General features: G+C 34.9%; 24 protein-coding genes. 8 read left to right on the forward strand and 16 right to left on the reverse strand.

From position 1 onward, the window contains the following. Nucleotides 1-7: 7 nt before the first annotated feature. The 5 genes from MKZ17_RS11485 to MKZ17_RS11505 all read right to left on the reverse strand — a co-directional run bounded on the left by MKZ17_RS11485 (nucleotide 8) and on the right by MKZ17_RS11505 (nucleotide 5213). A complete protein-coding gene (locus tag MKZ17_RS11485) occupies nucleotides 8-880 on the reverse strand; it encodes a CAP domain-containing protein (RefSeq protein WP_340723870.1) in 873 nt (290 codons plus the stop codon). A 181-nt stretch (nucleotides 881-1061) separates the two neighbouring features. Further along, nucleotides 1062-1967 carry a CobW family GTP-binding protein gene (locus MKZ17_RS11490; RefSeq protein ID WP_340723871.1) on the reverse strand — a complete coding sequence of 302 codons (906 nt, stop codon included), beginning with the start codon at nucleotides 1965-1967 and terminating at the stop codon, nucleotides 1062-1064. An 86-nt stretch (nucleotides 1968-2053) separates the two neighbouring features. Further along, the gene (locus MKZ17_RS11495; protein ID WP_340723872.1) at nucleotides 2054-3565 is read right to left on the reverse strand and encodes a lmo1851 family serine protease; all 1512 of its coding nucleotides are present in this window, start codon (nucleotides 3563-3565) and stop codon (nucleotides 2054-2056) included. A gap of 169 nt (nucleotides 3566-3734) precedes the next feature. Further along, entirely contained in the window at nucleotides 3735-4586 is an 852-nt protein-coding gene (locus tag MKZ17_RS11500; protein ID WP_340723873.1) for a DUF6612 family protein, read from the reverse strand. A 300-nt stretch (nucleotides 4587-4886) separates the two neighbouring features. After that, nucleotides 4887-5213, reverse strand: a complete 327-nt coding sequence (locus tag MKZ17_RS11505; protein WP_340723874.1) for a nucleoside triphosphate pyrophosphohydrolase — start codon at nucleotides 5211-5213, stop codon at nucleotides 4887-4889. A gap of 154 nt (nucleotides 5214-5367) precedes the next feature. Between MKZ17_RS11505 and MKZ17_RS11510 the strand changes: the two genes are divergently transcribed. The 5 genes from MKZ17_RS11510 to MKZ17_RS11530 all read left to right on the forward strand — a co-directional run bounded on the left by MKZ17_RS11510 (nucleotide 5368) and on the right by MKZ17_RS11530 (nucleotide 10113). Further along, complete coding sequence (locus MKZ17_RS11510) at nucleotides 5368-6834, forward strand: amidase family protein (RefSeq protein ID WP_340723875.1); 1467 nt, start codon at nucleotides 5368-5370, stop codon at nucleotides 6832-6834. 367 nt (nucleotides 6835-7201) lie between these two features. Next, nucleotides 7202-7603 (forward strand): NUDIX hydrolase, encoded by a 402-nt coding sequence (locus MKZ17_RS11515; protein ID WP_340723876.1) that lies wholly within the window; start codon nucleotides 7202-7204, stop codon nucleotides 7601-7603. Between the two features lie 720 nt (nucleotides 7604-8323). After that, on the forward strand, nucleotides 8324-8806 hold the full coding sequence (locus MKZ17_RS11520) for a hypothetical protein (protein ID WP_340723877.1): 483 nt from the start codon (nucleotides 8324-8326) through the stop codon (nucleotides 8804-8806). A 264-nt stretch (nucleotides 8807-9070) separates the two neighbouring features. After that, nucleotides 9071-9634: a hypothetical protein gene (locus tag MKZ17_RS11525; protein WP_340723878.1), complete on the forward strand. Its 564-nt coding sequence runs from the start codon at nucleotides 9071-9073 to the stop codon at nucleotides 9632-9634. A 209-nt stretch (nucleotides 9635-9843) separates the two neighbouring features. Next, a complete protein-coding gene (locus tag MKZ17_RS11530; protein ID WP_340723879.1) occupies nucleotides 9844-10113 on the forward strand; it encodes a hypothetical protein in 270 nt (89 codons plus the stop codon). A gap of 373 nt (nucleotides 10114-10486) precedes the next feature. Here MKZ17_RS11530 and deoD read toward each other — a convergent pair whose 3' ends face one another. Together deoD and MKZ17_RS11540 are read right to left on the reverse strand one after the other, a co-directional pair. Further along, nucleotides 10487-11194, reverse strand: coding sequence for a purine-nucleoside phosphorylase (deoD, locus tag MKZ17_RS11535; protein WP_340723880.1), 708 nt, complete (start codon nucleotides 11192-11194; stop codon nucleotides 10487-10489). Nucleotides 11195-11399: 205 nt separating this feature from the next. Then, the gene (locus tag MKZ17_RS11540; RefSeq protein WP_340723881.1) at nucleotides 11400-11621 is read right to left on the reverse strand and encodes a YozE family protein; all 222 of its coding nucleotides are present in this window, start codon (nucleotides 11619-11621) and stop codon (nucleotides 11400-11402) included. A gap of 104 nt (nucleotides 11622-11725) precedes the next feature. Here MKZ17_RS11540 and MKZ17_RS11545 point away from each other — a divergent pair, with 104 nt between their 5' ends. Further along, entirely contained in the window at nucleotides 11726-13504 is a 1779-nt protein-coding gene (locus MKZ17_RS11545) for a methyl-accepting chemotaxis protein (RefSeq protein WP_340723882.1), read from the forward strand. A 56-nt stretch (nucleotides 13505-13560) separates the two neighbouring features. Here the strand turns inward: MKZ17_RS11545 and msrB are convergent, their stop codons facing one another. From msrB to MKZ17_RS11570, 5 genes are all read right to left on the reverse strand, one after another. After that, complete coding sequence (gene msrB, locus MKZ17_RS11550) at nucleotides 13561-13989, reverse strand: peptide-methionine (R)-S-oxide reductase MsrB (protein ID WP_340723883.1); 429 nt, start codon at nucleotides 13987-13989, stop codon at nucleotides 13561-13563. Beyond that, nucleotides 13986-14516: a peptide-methionine (S)-S-oxide reductase MsrA gene (gene msrA / locus MKZ17_RS11555; RefSeq protein WP_340723884.1), complete on the reverse strand. Its 531-nt coding sequence runs from the start codon at nucleotides 14514-14516 to the stop codon at nucleotides 13986-13988. The genes msrB and msrA overlap by 4 nt, the downstream gene beginning before the upstream one ends. 12 nt (nucleotides 14517-14528) lie before the next feature. After that, the gene (locus tag MKZ17_RS11560; RefSeq protein WP_340723885.1) at nucleotides 14529-15101 is read right to left on the reverse strand and encodes a YpmS family protein; all 573 of its coding nucleotides are present in this window, start codon (nucleotides 15099-15101) and stop codon (nucleotides 14529-14531) included. Beyond that, nucleotides 15094-16017 (reverse strand): GDSL-type esterase/lipase family protein, encoded by a 924-nt coding sequence (locus tag MKZ17_RS11565; protein WP_340723886.1) that lies wholly within the window; start codon nucleotides 16015-16017, stop codon nucleotides 15094-15096. Before MKZ17_RS11565 ends, MKZ17_RS11560 begins: the two co-directional genes overlap by 8 nt. A gap of 553 nt (nucleotides 16018-16570) precedes the next feature. Further along, nucleotides 16571-17416 (reverse strand): DegV family protein, encoded by an 846-nt coding sequence (locus MKZ17_RS11570; protein WP_340723887.1) that lies wholly within the window; start codon nucleotides 17414-17416, stop codon nucleotides 16571-16573. A 202-nt stretch (nucleotides 17417-17618) separates the two neighbouring features. On the opposite strand from MKZ17_RS11570, the gene trhA reads away from it, so the two are divergent. Beyond that, complete coding sequence (gene trhA, locus MKZ17_RS11575) at nucleotides 17619-18260, forward strand: PAQR family membrane homeostasis protein TrhA (RefSeq protein ID WP_340723888.1); 642 nt, start codon at nucleotides 17619-17621, stop codon at nucleotides 18258-18260. Nucleotides 18261-18317: 57 nt separating this feature from the next. Here the strand turns inward: trhA and MKZ17_RS11580 are convergent, their stop codons facing one another. Further along, complete coding sequence (locus tag MKZ17_RS11580) at nucleotides 18318-19370, reverse strand: tartrate dehydrogenase (protein ID WP_340723889.1); 1053 nt, start codon at nucleotides 19368-19370, stop codon at nucleotides 18318-18320. Nucleotides 19371-19515: 145 nt separating this feature from the next. On the opposite strand from MKZ17_RS11580, the gene MKZ17_RS11585 reads away from it, so the two are divergent. Further along, the gene (locus MKZ17_RS11585) at nucleotides 19516-20106 is read left to right on the forward strand and encodes a hypothetical protein (protein WP_340723890.1); all 591 of its coding nucleotides are present in this window, start codon (nucleotides 19516-19518) and stop codon (nucleotides 20104-20106) included. A gap of 57 nt (nucleotides 20107-20163) precedes the next feature. Here the strand turns inward: MKZ17_RS11585 and folA are convergent, their stop codons facing one another. The 3 genes from folA to MKZ17_RS11600 form a co-directional block, all read right to left on the reverse strand. Then, a complete protein-coding gene (gene folA / locus MKZ17_RS11590) occupies nucleotides 20164-20634 on the reverse strand; it encodes a type 3 dihydrofolate reductase (protein ID WP_340723891.1) in 471 nt (156 codons plus the stop codon). A gap of 25 nt (nucleotides 20635-20659) precedes the next feature. After that, a complete protein-coding gene (locus MKZ17_RS11595) occupies nucleotides 20660-21640 on the reverse strand; it encodes a thymidylate synthase (RefSeq protein WP_340723892.1) in 981 nt (326 codons plus the stop codon). Nucleotides 21641-22453: 813 nt separating this feature from the next. Continuing rightward, the gene (locus tag MKZ17_RS11600; RefSeq protein ID WP_340723893.1) at nucleotides 22454-22645 is read right to left on the reverse strand and encodes an ABC transporter permease; all 192 of its coding nucleotides are present in this window, start codon (nucleotides 22643-22645) and stop codon (nucleotides 22454-22456) included. Nucleotides 22646-22764 lie beyond the last annotated feature (119 nt).

Consider the following 22764-nt stretch of genomic DNA (forward strand, 5'->3'; position numbering starts at 1 on the left):
TGAATTGTTATTTTTTAATAAACTGTTGTGTCCAAATATTTCCGTCTTTTACATACCCAACACCAATGTGAGTAAATTTAGCATCTAAAATATTCGCACGGTGGCCTTCAGAATTCATCCAAGCTGTAACAACTTCTTCAGCTGTTTTTTGACCTTTAGCGATATTTTCTCCTGCAGCTTGATATGAAATACCAAGAGCTTTTAATCGATCAAATGGGCTTCCCCAAGTTGGTGAAGTATGAGAGAAGTAATTATTATCTTTCATATCTTGAGATTTTTCACGAGCAGCTGCCATTAATGGTTTATCAATTTGAAGTGCACTTAAACCATTTTTTGCACGCTCTGCATTCGTCAATTCAACTACTTTTGCTTCAATTGCATCAATATCACTTAATGACTCGTTTTTAGGTTCTTCTTTTACTGGTTGTGATTCAACAACTGGTGTTTTTGGTGTTTCTGTTGGTTGTGTCACCACTTGATTTGTAGTTTCTTTTTCTTCAACCGGCTTAGCTGGTACCTTTTCTTCAACAGGTTTTGTTACTGGTTTTTCAACTGGCTTAGTTACTGGTTTAGTTACAGTAGCTTCCTTCTTTGGTTGTTCTACTTTCGTATCTTTTTGCTCTTGTTTAGTAGAAGTTTGATTTTTCTTATCAGTTGAAGTTTGATTATCCTCCACTGTTGCTGTACCTTTAAATGTCCATTTTTTCAAAAGTTCTTTTAAATCTACCAGTTTATATTGATCATTCGAAGTTACAACGTAGCTATAGTAATGTTTGTAATCCTCGATTCCTTTGTTTTCTTTCACCTCTTCCGCCTTAGCGATTGGTGCTTGAGTTGATAAAAGTATTACTGCACAAAATGTCATTAACGATTTTTTCATTTTGTACGCCTCCTTTCGTGTGCCCTTATCGTAAAATACTTTTTTCAAAAAAAATGGCCTATAAATTGGTAAGATAGCCATCTACCAATCTATAAGCCTTTTTTATAGTATTTTTAAATACAATTTTTCAATAAATTTATCCAATTAAAGAATCAATTTCATCTGAAAAGCTATTGACGAATTATGATTTCTCGCCTATCACTTTTATATTTTGAATATTTTCACCAATAATCACAAGATTCGGTTGCATTTTAATGAATTCTGGCAGCCATTGAACCATTCCATATGCATATTGAAAGAGCATCGGATTTTTTATGCCCTCAATTGGTATATAGCCTTTCATTCGATAAACCGTATCTGGTAAAGCACGAACCCAGTCTTCAACTTGCTCTTGTGTAAAGCTTTCTGTGAATTCGACTAGTCTCGAGCCCAAATTAAAGCTTTCTCCTATGCGAGCAGAAACGATTTCTTCCTTTGCCACCTGTGCTGTAGATTGCATATTTTGTAAGAGTTTAAGTGGAACACGTCCATTTATTGTTTGCAAAATAAAAGCATTCGGATTAAAACCTTGCAGCTCATACACAACTTGCGCTTGCTCTGATTCTGTTAATAAATCCGTTTTATTGGCTAACAGTAAATGTGCATGGCGAATTTGTTCCATAAATAAAGAACGCACTTGCGGGGTTAACGAAGCTCGATCAAGCCATAGCTTACTATCGGCTACTGTAACTATCCCTTTAATATTTAGTTGATCAGCGAATATTGGTGAATACACTGCATCTAAAGCTTCTACTGGGTGGGCCGCGCCAGTCGTTTCGATAATTAACACATCAAACTCTTGATCATGTAGTAGAGATTGAATTTGCGCTTCTGTTTTTTCCGCTCCACTACAACAAATACACCCTTCTAACATTTCCTTTAGGGGAACATCCGCTTCCACTGCTTGAGAATCAAACGGTAATTTCCCTAATTCATTCATGATGACAGCAGGCTTTAGACCTACATCTTTTAATTGGCGAATCACATCCGTTAGCATAGATGTTTTGCCACTCCCTAAAAATCCACTAAATAAATAGACATCCTTCATCTCAATCACATCCTATAAATAGAGGCTGGTACAAAGTGTCCTACACTTTACACCAGCCAATTTTTCTCCCTGCCGTAACAGGGGCTTTATTCATTTGAAGTTGCTTCTTCAGTCTTAACACCTAATAATTCTTTTGCTTTAACGATTTGTGGGTCATCTGTTTTAAGCTTTTCGCTAATTGCATCCATTAATGCGTACGTTGTATCGCCTGATAAAATGCCTGTTGCTTCTAGTTCATTCGCTTGTTGGAATTCCTTTAAAGCAGCAGCAGTTTTTTCATCAAACTCTTGATTCACTTCACCTGGGTCGTATCCAAGCACTTCTAAAATGCGTTTAGCCGCTTGAATCGTTACGTGATTTGCACCGATTTCGAATTTTTGACTTGGATCAATATACGGTAACGAAGCATAATCAGGATATGCTACTTCAACGTCTGGTTTAATTCCTTTTTCGTTAATCCAATTCCCTTTTGGCGTTAACCATTTGCCCGTTGTGAATTTTAAGTTTGAACCATCTTCAAGATAAATAACTTCTTGCATTGTACCTTTACCAAATGAAGTTAAACCAACAATTTTTGCACCGAAAGATTCTTTTAAAGCACCGGCTAATATTTCAGATGCTGATGCACTACCTTCATCAATTAGAACTGTTACAGGTAATTGATACTTTTTACCGCCTTCTGCAACGACTAATTCTGGCTCACTGTCTTTTTCTTGAATTTGTACAATTGTTTTGCCTTGCTCTACGAATAGATTTGAAATGTCAATGGCTGCTTTTAAGAAACCACCTGGATTTTGACGAACGTCAAGTACGATCGCCTTCATTCCTTTTGTTTCAAACTCAGCCATAAGTTTTTCAAGCTCTTTTGCTGTGTTCTCACTAAATGAAGTAATTTGGAAATGAGCAATACCACTTTCATCTAATTGTCCATACACTGTCTCAACCGGAATATCGTCACGAACAATTGTAATATTTGTTGGTTCTGCTTCTCCACGCTGAATAGTTAACACAACTTTCGTTCCCTTTTCACCACGAATTAATAGTACGGCTTCTGTTGAACTCATACCTTTTACGCTTTGACCATCAACCGCTAATACCATATCTCTTGGTTGTAGACCCGCCTTTTCGGCCGGCGTGTTTTTAATTGGTGAAACAATCATAATATAGCCATTTCTCTCTGAAATCTCAGCGCCAATCCCTTGGAAGCTAGAAGATAAACTTTCATTGAACGATGTAGCTTCTTCATGATTCATATAATCCGAATAAGGATCTCCTAGTGCATCAAACATACCGTTTATCGCACCATATACAACATCTTCTTCATTTATATCTTCATAATATTTTGATTGTAACGCGTCATACGCTTCATATAGCTTTTTAAATTCTGTACGCTCTATAGGTACTTTTACTTCTACAACTTTTTGATCACCGAAAGTTAACGCAAAAATGGTTAACCCTACTGTCACTAAAATTGTGAGGAAAATCAACATAATGAATGCAAATGGCTTAATGCGTAAAAACTTGCCGGCTGGCTTTTCAGTTTTGACTTGTTGCTCATTCATTTCTGTTTGTTCCCCGTCTTTTTTTTGTTCATCCATTAAATTTCACCACTCTCATTTTACACTGACTGATTTCACACTATACCAATAATAGCAGTTTACAAAGCGATAGGAAAGAACAGACAACATTTTTTTTAATGGATTTCCAAAACAATAGAAAAAAGTAGTGATTGTGAAGAAAAAACACCGCCACTACTAATTAAAATACTTAAAAATCACTAGAAATCGCTTTATTTTTCACTGCATCTGGAATTTTAATTTGATCCATTTCATCAAACTTAGAATATTCAACTTTCGTGTCACTTTCAACCTTTGTTGTTTGGCCTTCTATATCCATTAAAAGTGTTAAATCCATATCAATCTGTTTTGTATCAAACGTATCTTTTTCGATAACGATTTCATATTTTGAATCTTTAAAAGACATATTCGTATATATTTCTTCATTTACTTCTGTCAAGTCACCTAAACTTGTGTTCATCTGAGAAAGAATAAATTCTTTAAACTTTTCGCCTTCAATACTTAATGTTAATAGATAGGAATCGTTATCCTGCTTAAATGTAAAATCCTCAATAAATGGCTTTAATTGTTCCAATTGCTCTGATGCATCTGCCTGGGCACCCGTTTGTTGTAATAATAGCTCTTGTTGACTTTCAGGAAGCTTCAACCATTGTTCATTTTGGCCATTATAGAAGAAAAATCCATCCTTTTCGGTCATATACATTTCCATAGGCATACTTACTTTCTCATCACCCATATTCATATCAACAGTTCCATTCGTATAGAAACTGAGTGGGTTTTGTGTCATTTCCATCGTTAAATTCGATGAAGACGTTAACATGACAGATTGACCATCAATCGACAATTCCGTAGCTTGATTCATTTCTAGCTTTGCATGAACGCTTTCTAAAGATTGCTGGCGCTCAATCGCCTTATTATATACTTCCTGTAAAGTTAAATTTGATTCGTCCTTTACACCACTTGTCGGTGTTGCTGTATCCCCACACGCAGCAATAGTCAATAATGAAAGACTTGTTGCAGCTAAAAAGATTTTCCTTTTCATATCATTCCAACCTCTCTCCAGTAGATTACTATGACTTATACCCTTCTTCTATTACTTAAACATCATTTAAATAAGAAGAAACAAAAATATTGATCATTTGTATCAAGTTTCTTTCTATACAATTCATCAAAATAGCCATATCGATATTTACCATTATTTAGTATAATATATTTACGATACACTATACAAGTAAAGGAGTAAAATTTTTACATATGGATAAAATGTACTATTTATCTACGCTATTAGTTGGAATTGTTTCAGTTTTCACTGGAGAATTAGTTACTTTCATTATGCTGGGATTTATATATCAATTACATCCATTAAATAAATTCCTTTATCAAAACCACCTCGTTTTGCTTTCTTTTGTTCTCTAATACTATCTAATTCTTCATAACTTACACCTAGTAAATTTACAGCGGCATGTACTAACTCTAATATATCCGCCAACTCTTCAATGCTCTCATTTATATTCTTTGCCTCATAAAACTCTTGCGCCTCTTCCTTCATTTTTACTTTAACTGAATCTTTAAACTCACTGGCATTTAAAATCTTAGCGTTATATTGCAGCCCTTCCGCTTCAATTATTTCTAAAATCTTATCTCTTACAAGCTTATTATAAACAGGCATTTCGTTCGTTCTCCTTTATGTAACGTATATGTAATTATTCCATTGTACTATTTCCAAAATTTGTTTACAATTTCAACACAAGTATTTTATGTATTCATGAAGTGAGGTTGGTTATTAGAAATAAAAAATAAAACAGCATAGGAAAGGTAATAAAATGGAGATAAATTTCAAACGATTTTTTAGAGATGAACTTTCAATCGATGACATACAAGTTGCTATGGATAACGGAGAAATCACATCAAAAGAATTAGTGATGTTTTATTTGTCCCGGATTGCAAAATACGATCAAAGTGGTAAACAAATAAATTCAATGCTCGAAATAAATCCGGATGCCTTATTTATAGCAGAAGCACTGGATAATGAAAGAATATTAAAAGGTGCACGAGGACCCTTACATGGTATTCCCGTTGTACTCAAGGATAATATAGAAACAAAAGATTCAATGCATACTAGTGCAGGAACAATTGCATTAGAAAATCATCTCGCTAGCAAGGATGCTTTTCTTGTTAAACAGCTCCGTGAAGCAGGTGCTATCCTATTAGGGAAGGCAAATATGACCGAATTAGCAAATGGAATGTCCAGTACAATGTGGGCTGGCTACAGTGCACGAGGAGGTCAAACCTTAAATCCTTATGGAGATCCAACACTGTTTGTTGGCGGCTCTAGTTCTGGTTCTGCAGTAGCGGTTGCCTCGAATTTTACCGTTTTATCTGTCGGAACAGAAACAGATGGCTCTATTCTTAGCCCTGCCATTCAAAATTCAGTTGTCGGTATAAAGCCTACGGTTGGTTTAATCAGTCGAGACGGTGTTATTCCTTTTACATACTCACAAGATACACCTGGGCCGTTTGCAAGAAATGTTAAGGATGCAGCCGTTTTGTTAGGGGTTTTAACAGGAAAAGATGAAAACGATATCGTCACGTATAAGGGGGAAAATAGTAAACCACAGGATTACACAGGCTATTTAGACCCAAACGGTTTAAAGGGCGCTACAATTGGTCTATTTAATAAGGGATCTAAAGATTATTACGAATGTGGAGAATATGATGAACAACTATTTAACAATGCAATTCAAATTTTAACGGAGCAAGGGGCTACGATAATTAAAAATATTGATATCCCCTCCTTTCATAGAGAATGGAAATGGGACGTCTCTTTGTATGAGTTAAAACATAGTCTCGATAATTACCTACATCAATTACCTGCACATATGCCCGTGCACTCAATTTCTGAGTTAATTCAATTTAATCAGACGATTGGCGAAAAAGCATTGAAGTATGGACAGGATAAGTTGGAACGTAGAAAATTCTTTCCGAATACATTACGGAATGCAGAGTATTTAAACGCAAAATTAGAAGATTTATATTTTTCACAAGAACAAGGAATTGATTTTTCATTAAAAAAATATGGACTTGATGCAATTGTTTTTCCTTCTTACATTGGTTCAACACTTTGTGCCAAAGCGGGCTACCCATCAATCGCTGTTCCTGCAGGTTATATGGAAAGTGGTCGACCATTTGGAATTACTTTTGCAAGTTCTGCTTTCAGTGAAGGTGTTTTAATCAAATTTGCTTATGCATTTGAACAGGCATCGTTATTGCGAAAGGCTCCCAAGTTTTAGGAGTCGTTAAACTGGTTTAGCATTTGAAGTTATAAAAATAGTGAGGTCGTTTTTTTAACGGAAAAGCTATATGTAGCAATTCATATTCCGCAAAACAATCCAACCAAAGAAGCGTTATTTAAACTCTGCTCATAAAAAAATATCATGTAGATTAGGGAAGAAATGGCGCTGTTGCATTAATCGCATTCAACGGAGAAAATCAAGTAGTTGGTGCCATATGGTATAAGATCAAAGTGACAAGAGATATGATTATGTGGACTAAAATATGCTTGAAATAGGTAACGCAATCTGTAAAGAAGTGAGTGGTTTTGGGCTAACTGCATAGTAATAGTTCAAGATAAATAATGATATTGTAGGTGGTGTTTCTATGAATAAATTTACTGTTACATCAGGTGCTGTAGTTATTGATAATCAAAACAGGATCTTATTAAAAAAAGACCCTAATCGAGGTTGGGAATTACCAGGTGGTATTGTAGAAGAGAATGAAAATATAAAGAATGCAGTAATTAGAGAAGTTGAAGAAGAAACAGGAATATATATTGATATTATTGAATTTTGTGGGGTTTCACAAGAATTAAAAAGAAATATATGTAATATGTGGTGGTTAGGAACACCGATAAAGGGAAGTTTAAAAACAAGTAAAGAAAGTTTAGAGGTTGGTTTTTTTAGCATAGAAGTTGCGTTAAAACTGATAAAAAATGATTACTTTAAAGAAGAACTTTTAATATGTTTAGACAAAAATAATTATCCATTTTTTATTACATTTTAAGTGGCTTTTATTACGCTAACGTGTGTTTATCTAAGATGGAGTCTATGCTCGCAGGTGGAGGGACCTATATGTCAAAACAAAACCACCAAAAATCCCCAAATTAAATTTATTGAATCGTACAATAAACACGGTCTAACTATTACTAATCTTATAAATGCCAAAAGCCTGTCACAATAACTTTAACTGTGTGACAGGCTTTGAATTTTTTAGCTATCTACTCTTCTATTTCAGGACCCAAGCTCGTTATTTCAATATGTATCATCTTAAATATGCAAGGATTCCCAATCATTAGAAATTTCTTTAATTATAAGGAATTGTAATTTAAGTACACGTAATCTTCGGCCATGCAAAGTATTAGCGAACTGTATATGAGCATCTAGTTTTGGTAGAATCATTATTTCGTTCATATTTACACCCCTCTTACTTAATCTACCACCGATAAATGCAACACTCAACCCATTTAATACAATTGTAAATCTTGTAACCTAAATGTATAGTAAACCGAGTAAATAGCTTATCTTCAAAATTTGACTCACAAAATATAAAGCATCTACCGATTATTTTAATTTAATTGTCAAACTCATTAATAACACATTTACCATTTTTCTAACAACTCGTCCTTGCCATGTTATGACTTCTCTATAGATAGAATCAGTCAATCAAAAATAAACAAAATGCAACCCCCAAAAAATACTTTCGTCTTTAAATCGAGGTGATTTTATGAAAAAATGGTTAATAACGGTTTTTATAGCAATTATATTTTTGTTTTCAGGGTGTGCTTTACTAATTAAAAGCCTTCTCCCAAATGAATATGAGGTACTCGAAAGTAATTGGGGGATTAATTTACCTAAAGCAGATGAAGTTATATATTTACTAACAACTGAAGCTAATTTTCATGGTGATGGGGAATGGTTTACATTATTCGATTATTCAAAACCAATTGATTTTAGTAATACAAGCTTTACAAAACTTACTTCGAGTGATGTAAGTCATGTAAATAATAAAATAGCGCAATTCGAAAAAAGTACAATTGATATTCGTCAAAAATCGAAAGAAATTGTTGATATATTTAATCAATATGATATTAAAGCAGAAATTGATGACTATTATTACTATGATGGACGCAATAATGGAAATGACTTCATTATTTTATTATACAAAGCCAAAAGCCATCAATTATATAAATATGAGTGGCATCAATAAAGAAACCCCTTAGGACTTGTACGTTTAAATCTCATCCATACCAATTCCTTTTGTTATGTTCTCTCAATAGCTCCTATATCTAAAAATGTAACACCAAAAAGAAATCTATGTGAAGATACCTCTCTCAAAGCTCAAAGGCTCAATTAGGTCTATACGTACACATTATTCAACACTTTTATATGTTAAAATTTGTAATATATATTTTTTGTGAGGATATATAACTTAAATCATTTATCATAAATAATATTGGAGGATGTGCAATTAATGGGATTCTTTGAGAGGTTTTTTAAAAAAATAGAAGATAGTAATAAAGGTGAAGTTGCTGTTTCTGAACTTGAATCTGAGTTTTATTTAGAGTCGCCACTAGACGAAGCAAATAACTTTTGGGTGGAAATGGCACAAAATATTATCGTAAACGCAGTTAGGGCGACTGACAACACAATAGAACGTGCCTTTATTTTAATAGATATGGGCGAACATCCATCTTTCAATATTTTTTACCAAGTTGATGGTTGTCTCAAGATGTGGAATGAGCTTGAAAATACTAGTATTACAGAAAAAATTCAAAATGAGTTACTCCCTCAAGCTGCTGATGTTGTTATCGCAGTAAATGGCAAATTCACTCAAGCTAACCATCCTAGAATTTCATTTGCTGAACTACAATTTGAATGGGCAACAGGGGCTTGGTTCTCTCATATCATTTGGGAAGATGACGACATTGTTGACTTAAAAAAAGCAGATATTTTAAGTAAATGGTTCAATACTTTGAGTGAGGAAATAAAAACGAAACCATTAGATAGTGATTCTAAACTTTCATGGTATCCTTAAAAAGCACAAAATTTTTAAGAGAATACTAGTATTGATTTTTCATAATTCTATGGACTTGTGCGTATGAAACATACAACATAAGTCTTTTTGTTATGCGCACACAATTCCTCAGTACCACACATGTAACTTTGTAATAAAGATTGTTTATTTATAGATAGAGTAAAAAAGGATGAAAATAAGGGGAAAATTTATAGATTGGAGGCTAAAGAATGAAAAGGACAGTAATTGGCGGCTTTATAATGTTTGGGGGATTATTTACTACATTAACTATAATTGTGGTGGCAGCTTTATATATTCCCAGCATGACTAGTTGGTCTGGTTCACAGTTGTGGTATGCAATTTTTGGAGGAAAGCAATATGGGAATGAAAGTGTTGAAAGTTTATTCCTAGGTTTCCCATTTGTTGTAGGATTGTTGTTGTCGATTTTGGGGCTATTAATACTAGTAATGGAGTATTTTGACAAGCCCTTATCAAAATGATTTTTATATTAACGGTTGTTTTAATTGAATAATTATATCCCGAAATTTTCAATCCAAACTAGATCAATAAAGAACCAACTATTTTAATCTGTTTCAAACAGTTGGTTTCTTTCTGTATAAAATTAGCGTTGCAACTTACTTTTAATCGAACTTTATTCAAAAGCTACAACACAGGCTATGTATTACAACCTGCACGAATGATTCCTCATGCTCAAATGTGACACAACTTCCAACTTCCCTATTCAATTCATTCAAATAAAAAAGCCCACTAAACAAATTCTTGTCTAGCAGGCTTTAGATGGGCATTCAAAAAACTTATAGTCTCTTTTGTCCCTTTATAAAATAAACTTTGATAACTTACAAACCCTCACTGCTACTCTTGAATAGCCGCTTCTAACGCAATTACCATCATGTCATTGAACGTAGTTTGACGTTCTTCTGAAGTTGTTACTTCACCTGTTAAAATGTGGTCAGAAACAGTTAATACTGTTAGTGCTTGACGTCCAAATTTAGCAGCTAATGTGTAAAGTGCTGATGTTTCCATTTCAACCGCTAAAACACCGTATTGTGCTAATTTTTCGTTTTGTGCTTCATCCGAATAGAACATATCAGCCGTGAAGATATTTCCTACACGTACATTTAAGTTCGCTTCTTTCGCTGCATTGTATGCTTTTAATAATAAATCAAAGTCTGCAGTTGGTGCGTAATCTAAGTTCCCACCGAAAATAACACGGTTTAAGTTCGAATCTGTTGATGATGCTTGTGCAATAATAACGTCACGTACTTTCACGTCTTTTTGAATTGCACCACAAGTACCAACACGGATTAATTTTTGTACACCGTATTCTTGCATCAGTTCTGTCGCGTAAATTGAAATCGATGGTACACCCATACCTGTTCCTTGAACAGAAACACGCTTTCCTTTATATGTACCTGTGTAGCCTAAAATGTTACGTACTTCATTGTACTGAACAACATCTTCTAAAAATGTTTCTGCAATGTATTTTGCACGTAAAGGATCTCCTGGTAATAATACGATTTCTGCAATTTCGCCCTGTTTGGCATTAATATGAACGCTCATCTATAAAACCTCTTTTCATCTTCATTCTTCTAGATTGTAATCGTTTCCACATAAATATTCAATCGTTAGACGTCTTTCTTTTATAAAAAATCTGCATATTACATAAATTAACTACTTAAATTTAATGAACCTTCAATAACTTCTATTTTTAGTCTACAATTTTGTATACCCAAAAAACACGAAACAAAATGCCCTTTCTTTTTTCCTATTTATATTTCAGAGAATATAAATCCCATAATTCATCAAACGCAGATATTGTTATATACTCATCGGATTGCAGCTCGATATAGTTCGATAGTTCGTCAAAGTCATCCGAAGTTTTAGGAAAGGCATGATCGAGAAACATACTTTCAGCAAATCGTACCTTTTGGTCAGACCATTCTCCCCCTCTAAACGTTTGAACATAGTGATAAAATGATTTTTTCAATATTATTCCTCCTATTTTAAAAAATTTACAATTAATTATGACAAATGGATGATTTATGTAGTAGAATATTAAAAAATTGATTTTTCAGAAATTAGGTGAATTTTTTGATTAAAAGAAAGAAACAGAAACGTAAAGTACATAAAGATAACAAACTATTTAAGAAACCGAAATCTTCATTTAAATTTCTACATTTAATACGTGGGAGAATTATTTTAAGCTTCACCATTTTAATGGGTATTATTTTAGCCATGCAAATTTTATCCTACCTCAACATTACAAATTTACAAAATAGCCTCCGAGATTTTGCAGACGAAAATTTAAAACAACAAATGTATATTAATAATTTAGCCAACGATATTGCTAAACTGTCAAGCTATGAACAAACTTATATTATTACAGGTGATGAGAAGTATTTACAAGCATTTGACGATACAAAATCCATTATTGATTCCAATATGACGACAATAACAACAACGTTAGAAAACCGAGAAGAAGAGCTAAAAACGCTTGGACTTATCCAGCAATTTTATGCAAATTATTTATCTTATTCTAAATCGACGATTGAAGTACGTCAAAAATATGGCTATGAAAATGCGGCAAAACTATTTATATCAAGTGGGAGTCAAAGTTTCAAGAACTATATTGATGAGAATACAACAAAGCTCATCCAAATGCTTGAGCAGAGAAATGAAGAAACCATCTTACAACTAGAGTCATTTGCTTTAGCTTCGAAAGTATCATTTTTCGTGTTGGCGGTAATTGCGATGAGTTTCACAATAACTCTTGGTTACATATTATCAAAATCCATTCGCCGAAATACATATGCGATTAATCAGTCGATTTTAGATATCGCACAGGCTGGTGGGGATTTAACCCGCCGTGTACAAGTTAAAACAAAAGATGAATTTGCCCAAATCGCCGAATCGACAAATATTTTAATTGAGTCGATCTCAACATTAATTAAACGTGTTTCCGGTCTTGCTGAAAATGTATCGACAAGTTCAAAAGAGCTAACCGTCCTTGCAGATGATAATGCTCGTTCGATCGATTCCATTGCCAATTCAACGCTCGACATCGCAAATGACAGTAATGAAATTATGGCGAGCATTGGGAATGCGGCAAATGATATGCACAAGCTGGAACAATCGATGCACGAATTGAATGAAAAAGCACATGAAGTCCAACAAGCTGCTGTGGAAATGCAAAGTGCGGCACAAACAGGCAGTCAGTCGGTTGTCCAATCTTCCAATGTCATGTTAGAAATCGAAGAGACAATGGCTAGTACATCATCAACCGTTGAAAATTTAGGTCGCAAATCTGGAGACATTACATCTATTATCGGAACAATTACAGCGATTGCCGAGCAAACGAATTTATTAGCATTAAATGCAGCAATTGAAGCAGCCCGAGCTGGTGAACATGGGAAAGGCTTCGCAGTTGTTGCAGATGAAGTTCGAAAATTGGCTGAGCAATCACAACAAGCAGCGAGCAAAGTATCTACAATTGTCGGTTCGATTCAAAGTGAAGTAAACTCCATTATCGAACAAAATAGTACGGGTGTAAGAAAAGTAATCCGTGGTGTAGAAGTAACAAACGAAACAACAAATTCTCTTCAAAATATACTAGTACAAACAGAGAAAACATCGGAAATTTTGAAGCAAATGGTTGATCAAATTGAAGAAACATTAAAAAATAGCCATGATGTAACCGCATCATTTATTCACGTATCTGCCATTGCCAACAACACAGCTGACAATACAGAGCGAAGTGCTGCGGCCGCTTCACAAGGTTCTGCTTCGATGGAAGAGATTAATGCCTCAGCTGTTGAACTAGCAGTACAGGCAGACGATTTACGTAGTGTTGTTAATGAATTTAAAATTTAAAATTCACACAAAAAAACTTACGAAGTGCGCATACAGCCTTCGTAAGTTTTTTCAATTTATTTAAACAAGTTTAAGTATTCGCCGTAGCCCTCTTCTTCGAGCTTTGCTACTGGAATGAAGCGCAATGCAGCTGAATTTATGCAATATCGTAAACCACCCTGTTCTTGTGGCCCATCAGGAAAAACATGTCCTAAATGTGAATCAGCTGTTTTACTTCGCACCTCTACACGACGCATGCCATGCGATGTATCAAAATGCTCTGTTACCTCCTGCTTTTCAATTGGTTTTGAAAATGACGGCCATCCACAACCTGCGTCAAACTTATCAAGGGAACTGAATAATGGCTTCCCCGAAACGATGTCTACATAAATTCCCTCTTCAAATACATCGTGGTATTCGTTGCGAAATGGAGGCTCTGTCCCCTGTTGCTGTGTGACATAGTACTGCATTTCATTTAATTGTTTTAATTTTTCTTCTTTATTCATGAATTTGTCCCCCAATACTTTTCAATAAATCCTACACGCCCTGAACCGATAGAATAACGGTTATAATGTGCCGGATTTTTTTTATAATAGTGCTGATGATATTCCTCTGCTGGGTAAAAAGGTTTTGCAGGTAACAGCTTTACGGCAATAGGTGCATTGAACTTTCCACTTGCCTCTAGCTTTGCTTTCGATAGTTCGGCAATTTGCTTTTGTACATCATCGTGGTAAAAAATCGCCGTAGTATACGATTCCCCACGATCATAAAATTGACCATCTGCATCAGTTGGATCAATTAAAGTCCAGTATAATTCAACTAATTTTTCATATGGATAAATGTCTGAATCAAATGTGATTTGTACTGCTTCTAAATGGCCTGTTGTTTCACTACAAACTTGCTCATAAGTTGGATTTTCTACATGTCCACCTGTATAGCCTGAGATGACCTCTAAAATGCCGGGCTGTGTGTCAAATGGTTTTACCATACACCAAAAACAGCCACCAGCAAATGTTGCTTTTTGTATTGTCATGTATATCCTCCTCTATTTCGTTTCGTTTGGAATGACTACTTCCAAAACAATTTTATCATTTGGCAAATCAATTTCCTTTGCCCGAACACGTGATCCACTTGCAATGTTAATGCGAGATAAATCTACGAAAATTTCCTCATCATTTGGACGTACAGTAATCCATGTCGGGAAATCAACGGCATCTTCAACTAATTTTAAAACTGTTTTAGGTGGAATATTCCATTTCCCTACATGCACTGCCTCTTGCTCTAAAATGATATTTCCATTCTTCACGACTGGGCTAAAATCCATCTGAATCGGAATTTCCACATTGAATGCAGTCAACGTACTATATAAATAAATTTTATCATCCACAACTAGTTCTAAAGGAAGCGGTGATTGATCCATCGCTGCAATTAAGTATTGTTTGGCAATCGCCTCAAATTCTCTTGCAGTCGTTTCGACAGACAAGATATTGCCTTCTAGCGGTAGCGGTTCCTTTATCGATGCTTGATTGACATCAGCCGTAGCAAAATAGAAAATGCTAACGATAAAAAACAATACTGTGCCTGCTAATAATAAAAATGCTACTTTCCATTTATTCATCTTCCCACTCCTCAAAACCAATTAAACCATCTGACATCTGCTCAATATCACATGTTTGCATCCTTTCAATAATTCGATTCGTTATGCGCTTGTAACCTGTTGCATTCGGATGAAAGAAGTCTACATGATATACCATATCCTCATTGGAAGAAAATAAATCATCTATAGGAACAAAGCAAGCATTATTATCACGACTAGCCACTTGATCAATCACAGTATTCCATTCCGAAATAATGGGATCAAACGCCGTTATTTCATCCACCACGATTGAAAATGGATTATAAAACCCTATCATTATTATCGGTACTTCTGGGTTTCTTAAGCGAATTTCCGAAAGTATCTCCTCATACCTTTGTTCAAACCCCGGTAATTCTTTATCAAACATTTCTTTCTTTAACGAAAATAAATTTCGCTTCACGACCTTCATGACATCATTTCCGCCAAGTGTAATTGTTACTAAATTTGCTTGGGCAATTTCCTCATCATAATGTCCTTTTTGAAGAAGTGATAAAAGTTGATCACTTCTACGTCCATTTTTCCCTCGATTATCCAGTTCAACCGATTTAATCATTGGCCACTTTTTTACTTGTTCTTGCAAGCGAATTGTATAACCATACTCTCTTAACTCATCCCCTACACCACGTGTTAAGGAGTCACCAAGGGCTAAATAAAAAATATGTTGGGATTTACTATCTTTTCGCGATGACCAATCAAGATTGAAAACCCCTTCTAACATTTCAATTATGCCATCTGATTTTTCCTCATTCGACAGCTCCGATTCATTTGTTGGAGTAGGTTGCTGATCATTATTCTCAGAAGTCCGTTCATTTTGATGATTTACTTCATTCGGGTCAATTGTTACGGAACACCCTGCTAAGAACATCATTAAAATGATTGCTAGTAAGTAACGCCACATACCATATCCCCTTCATTTCTTTATTATTCTATTATAAGTTATTTTTAGTGTTTTGCGGTATAGAACGACTTAAAAAACACTAATTTATGGCATTATAAAAATATATATTGCGTCCCATATAAAAATTATGAAACTTTTTTCAAATCTTTACGTATGTATAATTAGATTTTGTTAAAGGAGAAACGATTTTTTTGAATCATTGAACAAAGACTTTACTATTTTTAATGTATTTTATTGCCATTTCGGAAGCGTACTATTCCACGCTACAATTGGAAATGAAAACACCACCACAGCACCAGACAATACAACTGGCACAAACTTCAACCATTTCGATGGTACAATTACGGTGACAAAAAACGTAAAAAATCACGTACTAATTACGCTGTAAACATTCGTAAGTATCATTTTATTGAATGGCCACAAGTAAAAATTACATTTAATTCAATTATATGTTTCCAGCAACGAATGTTTATTCTCCGTTGCTGAAAACACAAAAAAGCGAGTTGTTGAAAGGGCTTTATTTTTAGCTCAATCAACAACTCGCTTTTATTTTTTATTCAGCATAATACATGAATCCAATGGCACCTTCGCCTGTATGCGTACTAATTACAGGTGATGTATAAGCTACCTCAACATTTCCTGTAAAGCCTGCAGCTCGCAATTGTTCAATTAATGGATTTACTAATGTGTCCATAGCATTTGCATGTGAGATTCCGACTGACTTTACTGTTTTTCCAGCAGTATCTTTTTCAAATTCACTCATTAAAAATTTCACAACTTGTTTATGACTACGAGGTTTCGCACATATTGTTACTTCCCCGATATCAAGGTTTCCGATTGGTTTAATATTAAGTAATGAGCTTACTACTGCCTTACCCTTCCCAATTCGTCCACCTTTCACCATATTTTCAAGTGTATCTAATACAACGAATAAACGGGTATTTTCACGTACACGATTTACCCCTGCTACAATCTCTTCTACCGTTGCACCTGCATCGCGTAAACGAATCGCTTCACGTAATTGGAAAGCTAATCCGAATGCAATATAACGTGAATCAATCACTGTTACATCTGTATCGGTCATTTCAGAAGCCTGCTTTGCCGATTGAACTGTCCCACTCATCCCACCTGTCATATGTATGGAAATAACTTGGGCTCCGTCTTTGCCTAACTCGTCATATAATTCCTTAAATACGCCTGGCGCTGGCTGAGAACTTTTTGGTAGCTCAGGTGCATCTTTCATTAAATCCATAAACATGTCTGGCTGTAAATCTACACGATCTGTATATGTTTTACCATTAATTTGAACTGTTAGTGGAACAACATGAATCCCATGCTGTTTAATTTCCTCATCTGTTAAGTCACAAGTTGAATCTGCTACAATATGAATTTGACCCAATGCTTACACATCCTTTTTCTATCTTCTTTACTATTATAAATAAATACAATTTTTTTACCAATATGACATTTGTCATTCCACAAATTGACCATCTATCATTATTGGAACATGACATATCCCAGTATAACATTATGACAAACAACTATCGCAAGTGGATACTCCTTTAGTTATAGTAAAATACAAAAGGAGCGTGAAAAATTTTATGCAAAATGTTGAAGCATTTGATTATAAAAACGCAAAAGAAGAATTATGGAATGCCCTTACCCATGGATTTGGATTAATTTTAAGTATACCTGTCTGTATATTGTTAATTATCTATGCAGGACTTCACGGTTCTGCAGTTCAAGTGACTGCATTTTCGATATTTGGTGCAACGTTAATTTTACTTTTTCTAATGTCTACTCTTTTACATAGCGTACCAGAGAAATATAAAAGAGTTTTTTCTATATTAGATCATTCCTCTATTTACATTTTGATTGCTGGTACATATACGCCATTTTTACTAATCGCAATCGGAGGGACACTTGGCATTGTCATGCTCATATTAATTTGGAGTATCGCATTATTTGGTGTTGTGTTTAAATGCCTATTCATACACCGATTTGAAAAACTTTCTTTGTTTTTGTACATCCTTATGGGCTGGTTAATTATTTTCGCTATCCGTCCCCTTTATGCATATTTAGCTTTTGAAGGCTTTATGCTCTTACTTGCTGGTGGGTTATTATTTACGTTTGGTGCCATTTTTTATGCATGGACGCGTTTACCATATAATCATGCGATTTGGCATTTATTTGTACTTGCTGGTTGTGGATGTATGGTTGCATGTGTATACACATATTTATAATCTATCAACACGAAAAACGAATGTGCAATGTCATCAATCACCGCGCATTCGTTTTTTTTATTGTAATTGGTTTAAAATTTCTTCTACGACTTCATACATAGTTGAATGACCACCGATGTCACCTGTCTTAATTCCCTTTTCAAGAGTCGCTTCAATCGCTTCTAGCACTTTTTTTCCTGCTTCTTGATGACCTAGGAAGTCAAGCATCATTTTGCCGGTCCAAATTTGTCCGATTGGATTTGCAATACCTTTACCAGCAATGTCCGGAGCAGATCCATGGACAGGTTCAAACATAGATGGGAATTGACGTTCAATATTTAAATTCGCAGCTGGTGCGATGCCAATACTTCCCATAATTGCACCACCTAAGTCGGTTAAAATGTCCCCGAACAAATTAGATGCAACGACAACATCAAATGCATGAGGTTTCATGACGAAAAAGGCAGCTAATGCATCAATATGATTCACCGCTGTATCGATGTCAGGATAATCCTTTTTCACTTCTGTAAATACCTCATCCCAAAACGGCATAGAGTATGTAAGCCCGTTTGATTTCGTCGCACTTGTTACATGTCCACGAGAGGATTTTGCTAATTCAAACGCATAGCGCATTGCACGTTCCGTTGCTTTACGAGTAAAAACGGCATTTTGCATTGCGATTTCATCTTGTCCTTGATGAATGCGCCCACCGCTCTCTGAATACTCCCCTTCAGAATTTTCTCGAACAACCGTAATATTAAAACCATTTGGATTTTTTAATGGCGACTCCAAACCCTTTAATAGTTTAGCTGGTCGGACATTAATTGCTTGTTTCATTTCGCGGCGGATTTTAATAAGCAGACCCCATAACGAAATATGATCCGGTACAAGCTCTGGCATACCAACTGCCCCTAAAAAGATTTGATCATACTGCTTTAATGTTTCAATACCATCTTGTGGCATCATTTCTCCATGCTGTAAATAGTAGTCACACCCCCATGGGAAGTATGTCCATTCAAATTTGAAGGTACTGTCCATTTCCGCAACAGCATTTAACACTTTAATCGCAGCAGGTACAACCTCTTTACCAATGCCGTCTCCTTCAATAACAGCAATTTTATATAATTTCATTTGTTTCACCCTTTTATGTATGACTTGAAGATGCCACTAATCATAATCCTTTTTTTACAAATTGTGTAGTAGTTTTTTAAATTTACACACAATTTCACCTTACATAATGCACAACCCAAACCGATAAAAAGATAGAGGTGAAAAAATGAAAATCGATCTATCTAGTTTACAATCCATTTTAACGAGTAATTCAAACTTAACGAGTAATGTATTCGGAGCGAATACTTCTACAACTTCGTTCGAAAATTATTTTTTAAATGCACTTTCATCAAAACAAAATGAGCAAAATATGAATCCACTGTATAAAGATTTATCTTCATTTGGTTCTTCTAGCGCATTATCTACTTTACTTAGTAGCAATGTAAATAATAGTTCCCTCATTACATCCTATTTAAATTCGGCTAATGGGAATACAAGCTACTTTGATGAGCAAGCAATGCAAAATACGTTTACTAGTTATTTACAAAATAATTTTCAAGCAAAGCAAATGGATTTATTAGCATCAGCTAAGGAAAAACTTAATGTGAAGGCAACTGAGTATAAGGAACAAATCGGGGACAATCCAAGCGAAGCGGAAAAGTTCCGTTTACTACAAATGAATAAAAATGTAGAACAGCTCACAAATTATTTCAAACAAAAAAACGAAGCAAACACAATGAATCAAACGTTATTGTCCCAACTTCAAAACTCATCCGCTCTATCACAATACTTATTACTAAACAATCAATCACTTTAGTAAATACGAATGAAAAAATGAGGTGAACCCGTCTTTTTCAACGGCTTCACCTAATTTTTATTTTTCAAATATACAATATTGGAATGTATAGCCGTTATCAGTGTTGATAGGTTCACTGCTTGATGTAAGCTGCCACTCTTCATACTGTGGGAAGTAAGTATCCCCGTTAAATTCATGATTAATTAACGTAATATAAAGCTTATCTGCAATAGCCATGGCTTGTTCAAATATTTGTGCACCACCAATGATCATAATTTCCGGTACATCCTGAACTAGCTGTAGTGCCTCATCTAAACTTCCAACTACTTCAATACCGTCCGCGCTGTAGTTAGTATTACGCGTTATAACGATATTTCTTCTCCCTGGTAATGGTCGCCCAATGGACTCGAAAGTTTTCCGTCCCATGATCATCGGTTTACCCATCGTCATTTTTTTGAAATACTGCAACTCACTTGGTAAATGCCATGGCATCCCATTTTCATATCCAATGACACGATTAAGATCGTGGGCTACAATTAATGAAATCATCGTCTTCGCTCCATTCCATAGTTACTTATACTGCGATTGGTGCTTTAATTGTCGGGTGAGGGTCATAGCCTTCTACCGATATATCTTCTAATTCAAAATCAAAGATCGATTTCTTTTCAGTATTTAATTGAAGTGTTGGTAATTGTTTCGGCTCGCGCGAAAGCTGTTCCTTCACCTGTTCAATATGATTCGAGTAAATATGTGCATCTCCAATACTATGAACAAATTCTCCTACTTCTAAACCACACTCATGTGCGATTAAATGCGTTAATAGTGCATAACTTGCAATATTGAATGGTATGCCAAGGAATGTATCGCCACTACGTTGTGTAAGCATACAGCTTAATTTTCCATTTGTTACATAAAATTGGAACATCGCATGGCATGGTGGTAATGCAGCCTTACTCCCCTTTGCACCAGCATTAATTACATCCTCAGGGTTCCATGCATTGACGATAATACGACGTGAATCTGGATTATGTTTAATTTGATTGATTGCATCCTGTAGCTGATCAATCGATTCACCTTCAGAAGTTGTCCAATTGCGCCATTGCTTGCCATAAACATTTCCTAAATCACCATATTTACGTGCAAATTCGTCATCATCTAACACACGTTTACAAAAGTCTGCTAACTCTTTTTTATATAGTTCATTAAACGTATCATCTACTAGAGCTCGACGACCAAAATCCGTCATATCTGGACCTGTATACTCATCGGATTCAACCCATTTTTTAAACGCCCATTCATCCCAAATATGATTGTTATTTTGTAATAAATAACGAATGTTTGTATCACCTTTAATAAACCAAAGCAACTCACTCGCAACCCTTTTAAATGGAACCCTTTTCGTTGTTAATAAAGGAAAGCCTTTCGATAAATCAAAGCGCATTTGATAGCCAAATACACTCACAGTACCTGTACCTGTGCGATCTTCCTTCTTCATACCATTATCCAAAATGTATTGCATAAAGTCTAAATATGTTTTTTCTAACTCATTTGCCATGAAAACTACCTCCAAATCTAATTCCTTATCTATTATAGTCGAAAAAACTCTTTTTTGAACTACGTCTGAGAAAAAGTCCGTAATTCCTAAGTGGCAAAAATATTCGAAAGTTTTCAATTACGATATTTAACGTATATATGATGCAGCTGACCTGGAATGAGATGCTATAATAAATGAAATATATAGAAATGTCGAACTCGTGAAGATGATGTAGTAGAGCATGAAAAAGTTCATCCTTCTTTTACGGTAATGTCCTCTTACGATTTGTTTAGTTTTTGTAATGCAGCTTTTGTGGATGATTTTTCTTTATTTCTGTAGGAAAACTCAAGAAAAATGGAGAAGTAGAACAAGAAGTGGACTTAGAGGATAAAGAAGGTGTAGATAATTTACTATTCCTTGGGTATCGTTTACAACCATTTTTCACCCTATACATAGTAGCACAGCTGACAGTGTACCACGTATTGCATGGGGTAATTTTTTCGAGTAAAAAAACAAAATCAAGTTACTTCTATCCATCCAAGCTCATCACGCGTTAGTCGATGGTGTACCCATAGGTAGATTTTTTCAGGACTTACAGAATTGGCTTGATCATACAGAGAATTATCAGTTTAATCAAATAATCAAAAGAACAAAGCTAACAGAAAAAAATATAGAATCCATTCATTGATTAAAATAATTTTGAGTAAGTATAATTCAATCTTCCCGAAGAAAAAAAGGCAACATAAAAGGCGCTACTCGTATTTCATCTGCTGAGTAGCGCCTTTAATCAAATGTGTCTAAATCATCGTAAAGTTCAATTGTTTTTCCCAATTCCTACGTGGCCTCCTTAAGGATTGTTTTGTTATTTTCCAAAATGTGAAGAAGCTGTGTTAAAATTTGTTCTTCTTTTTTAGGAGAGCTATTGACCTCCTTTTCAATAATTTTATTCAATTCTAAAATTGTGCTTACGTCGAGCTTAAATTTTTCCGCTAATTGGAATGCTCGCTCTAACTGACCGGTCACCATCGGCAGTCCCCCTTTTATTTATAGTATGATACTAGTTTACCCTTTTTCACAAAGAAATTCATTAATAGTCGCCTAAATTTTTTAGAAAAATTAAAATTTGAGCAAAAGAATGGCTTAAA

This window comes from Solibacillus sp. FSL R7-0682 (genome assembly GCF_038005985.1).
Lineage (GTDB): Bacteria > Bacillota > Bacilli > Bacillales_A > Planococcaceae > Solibacillus.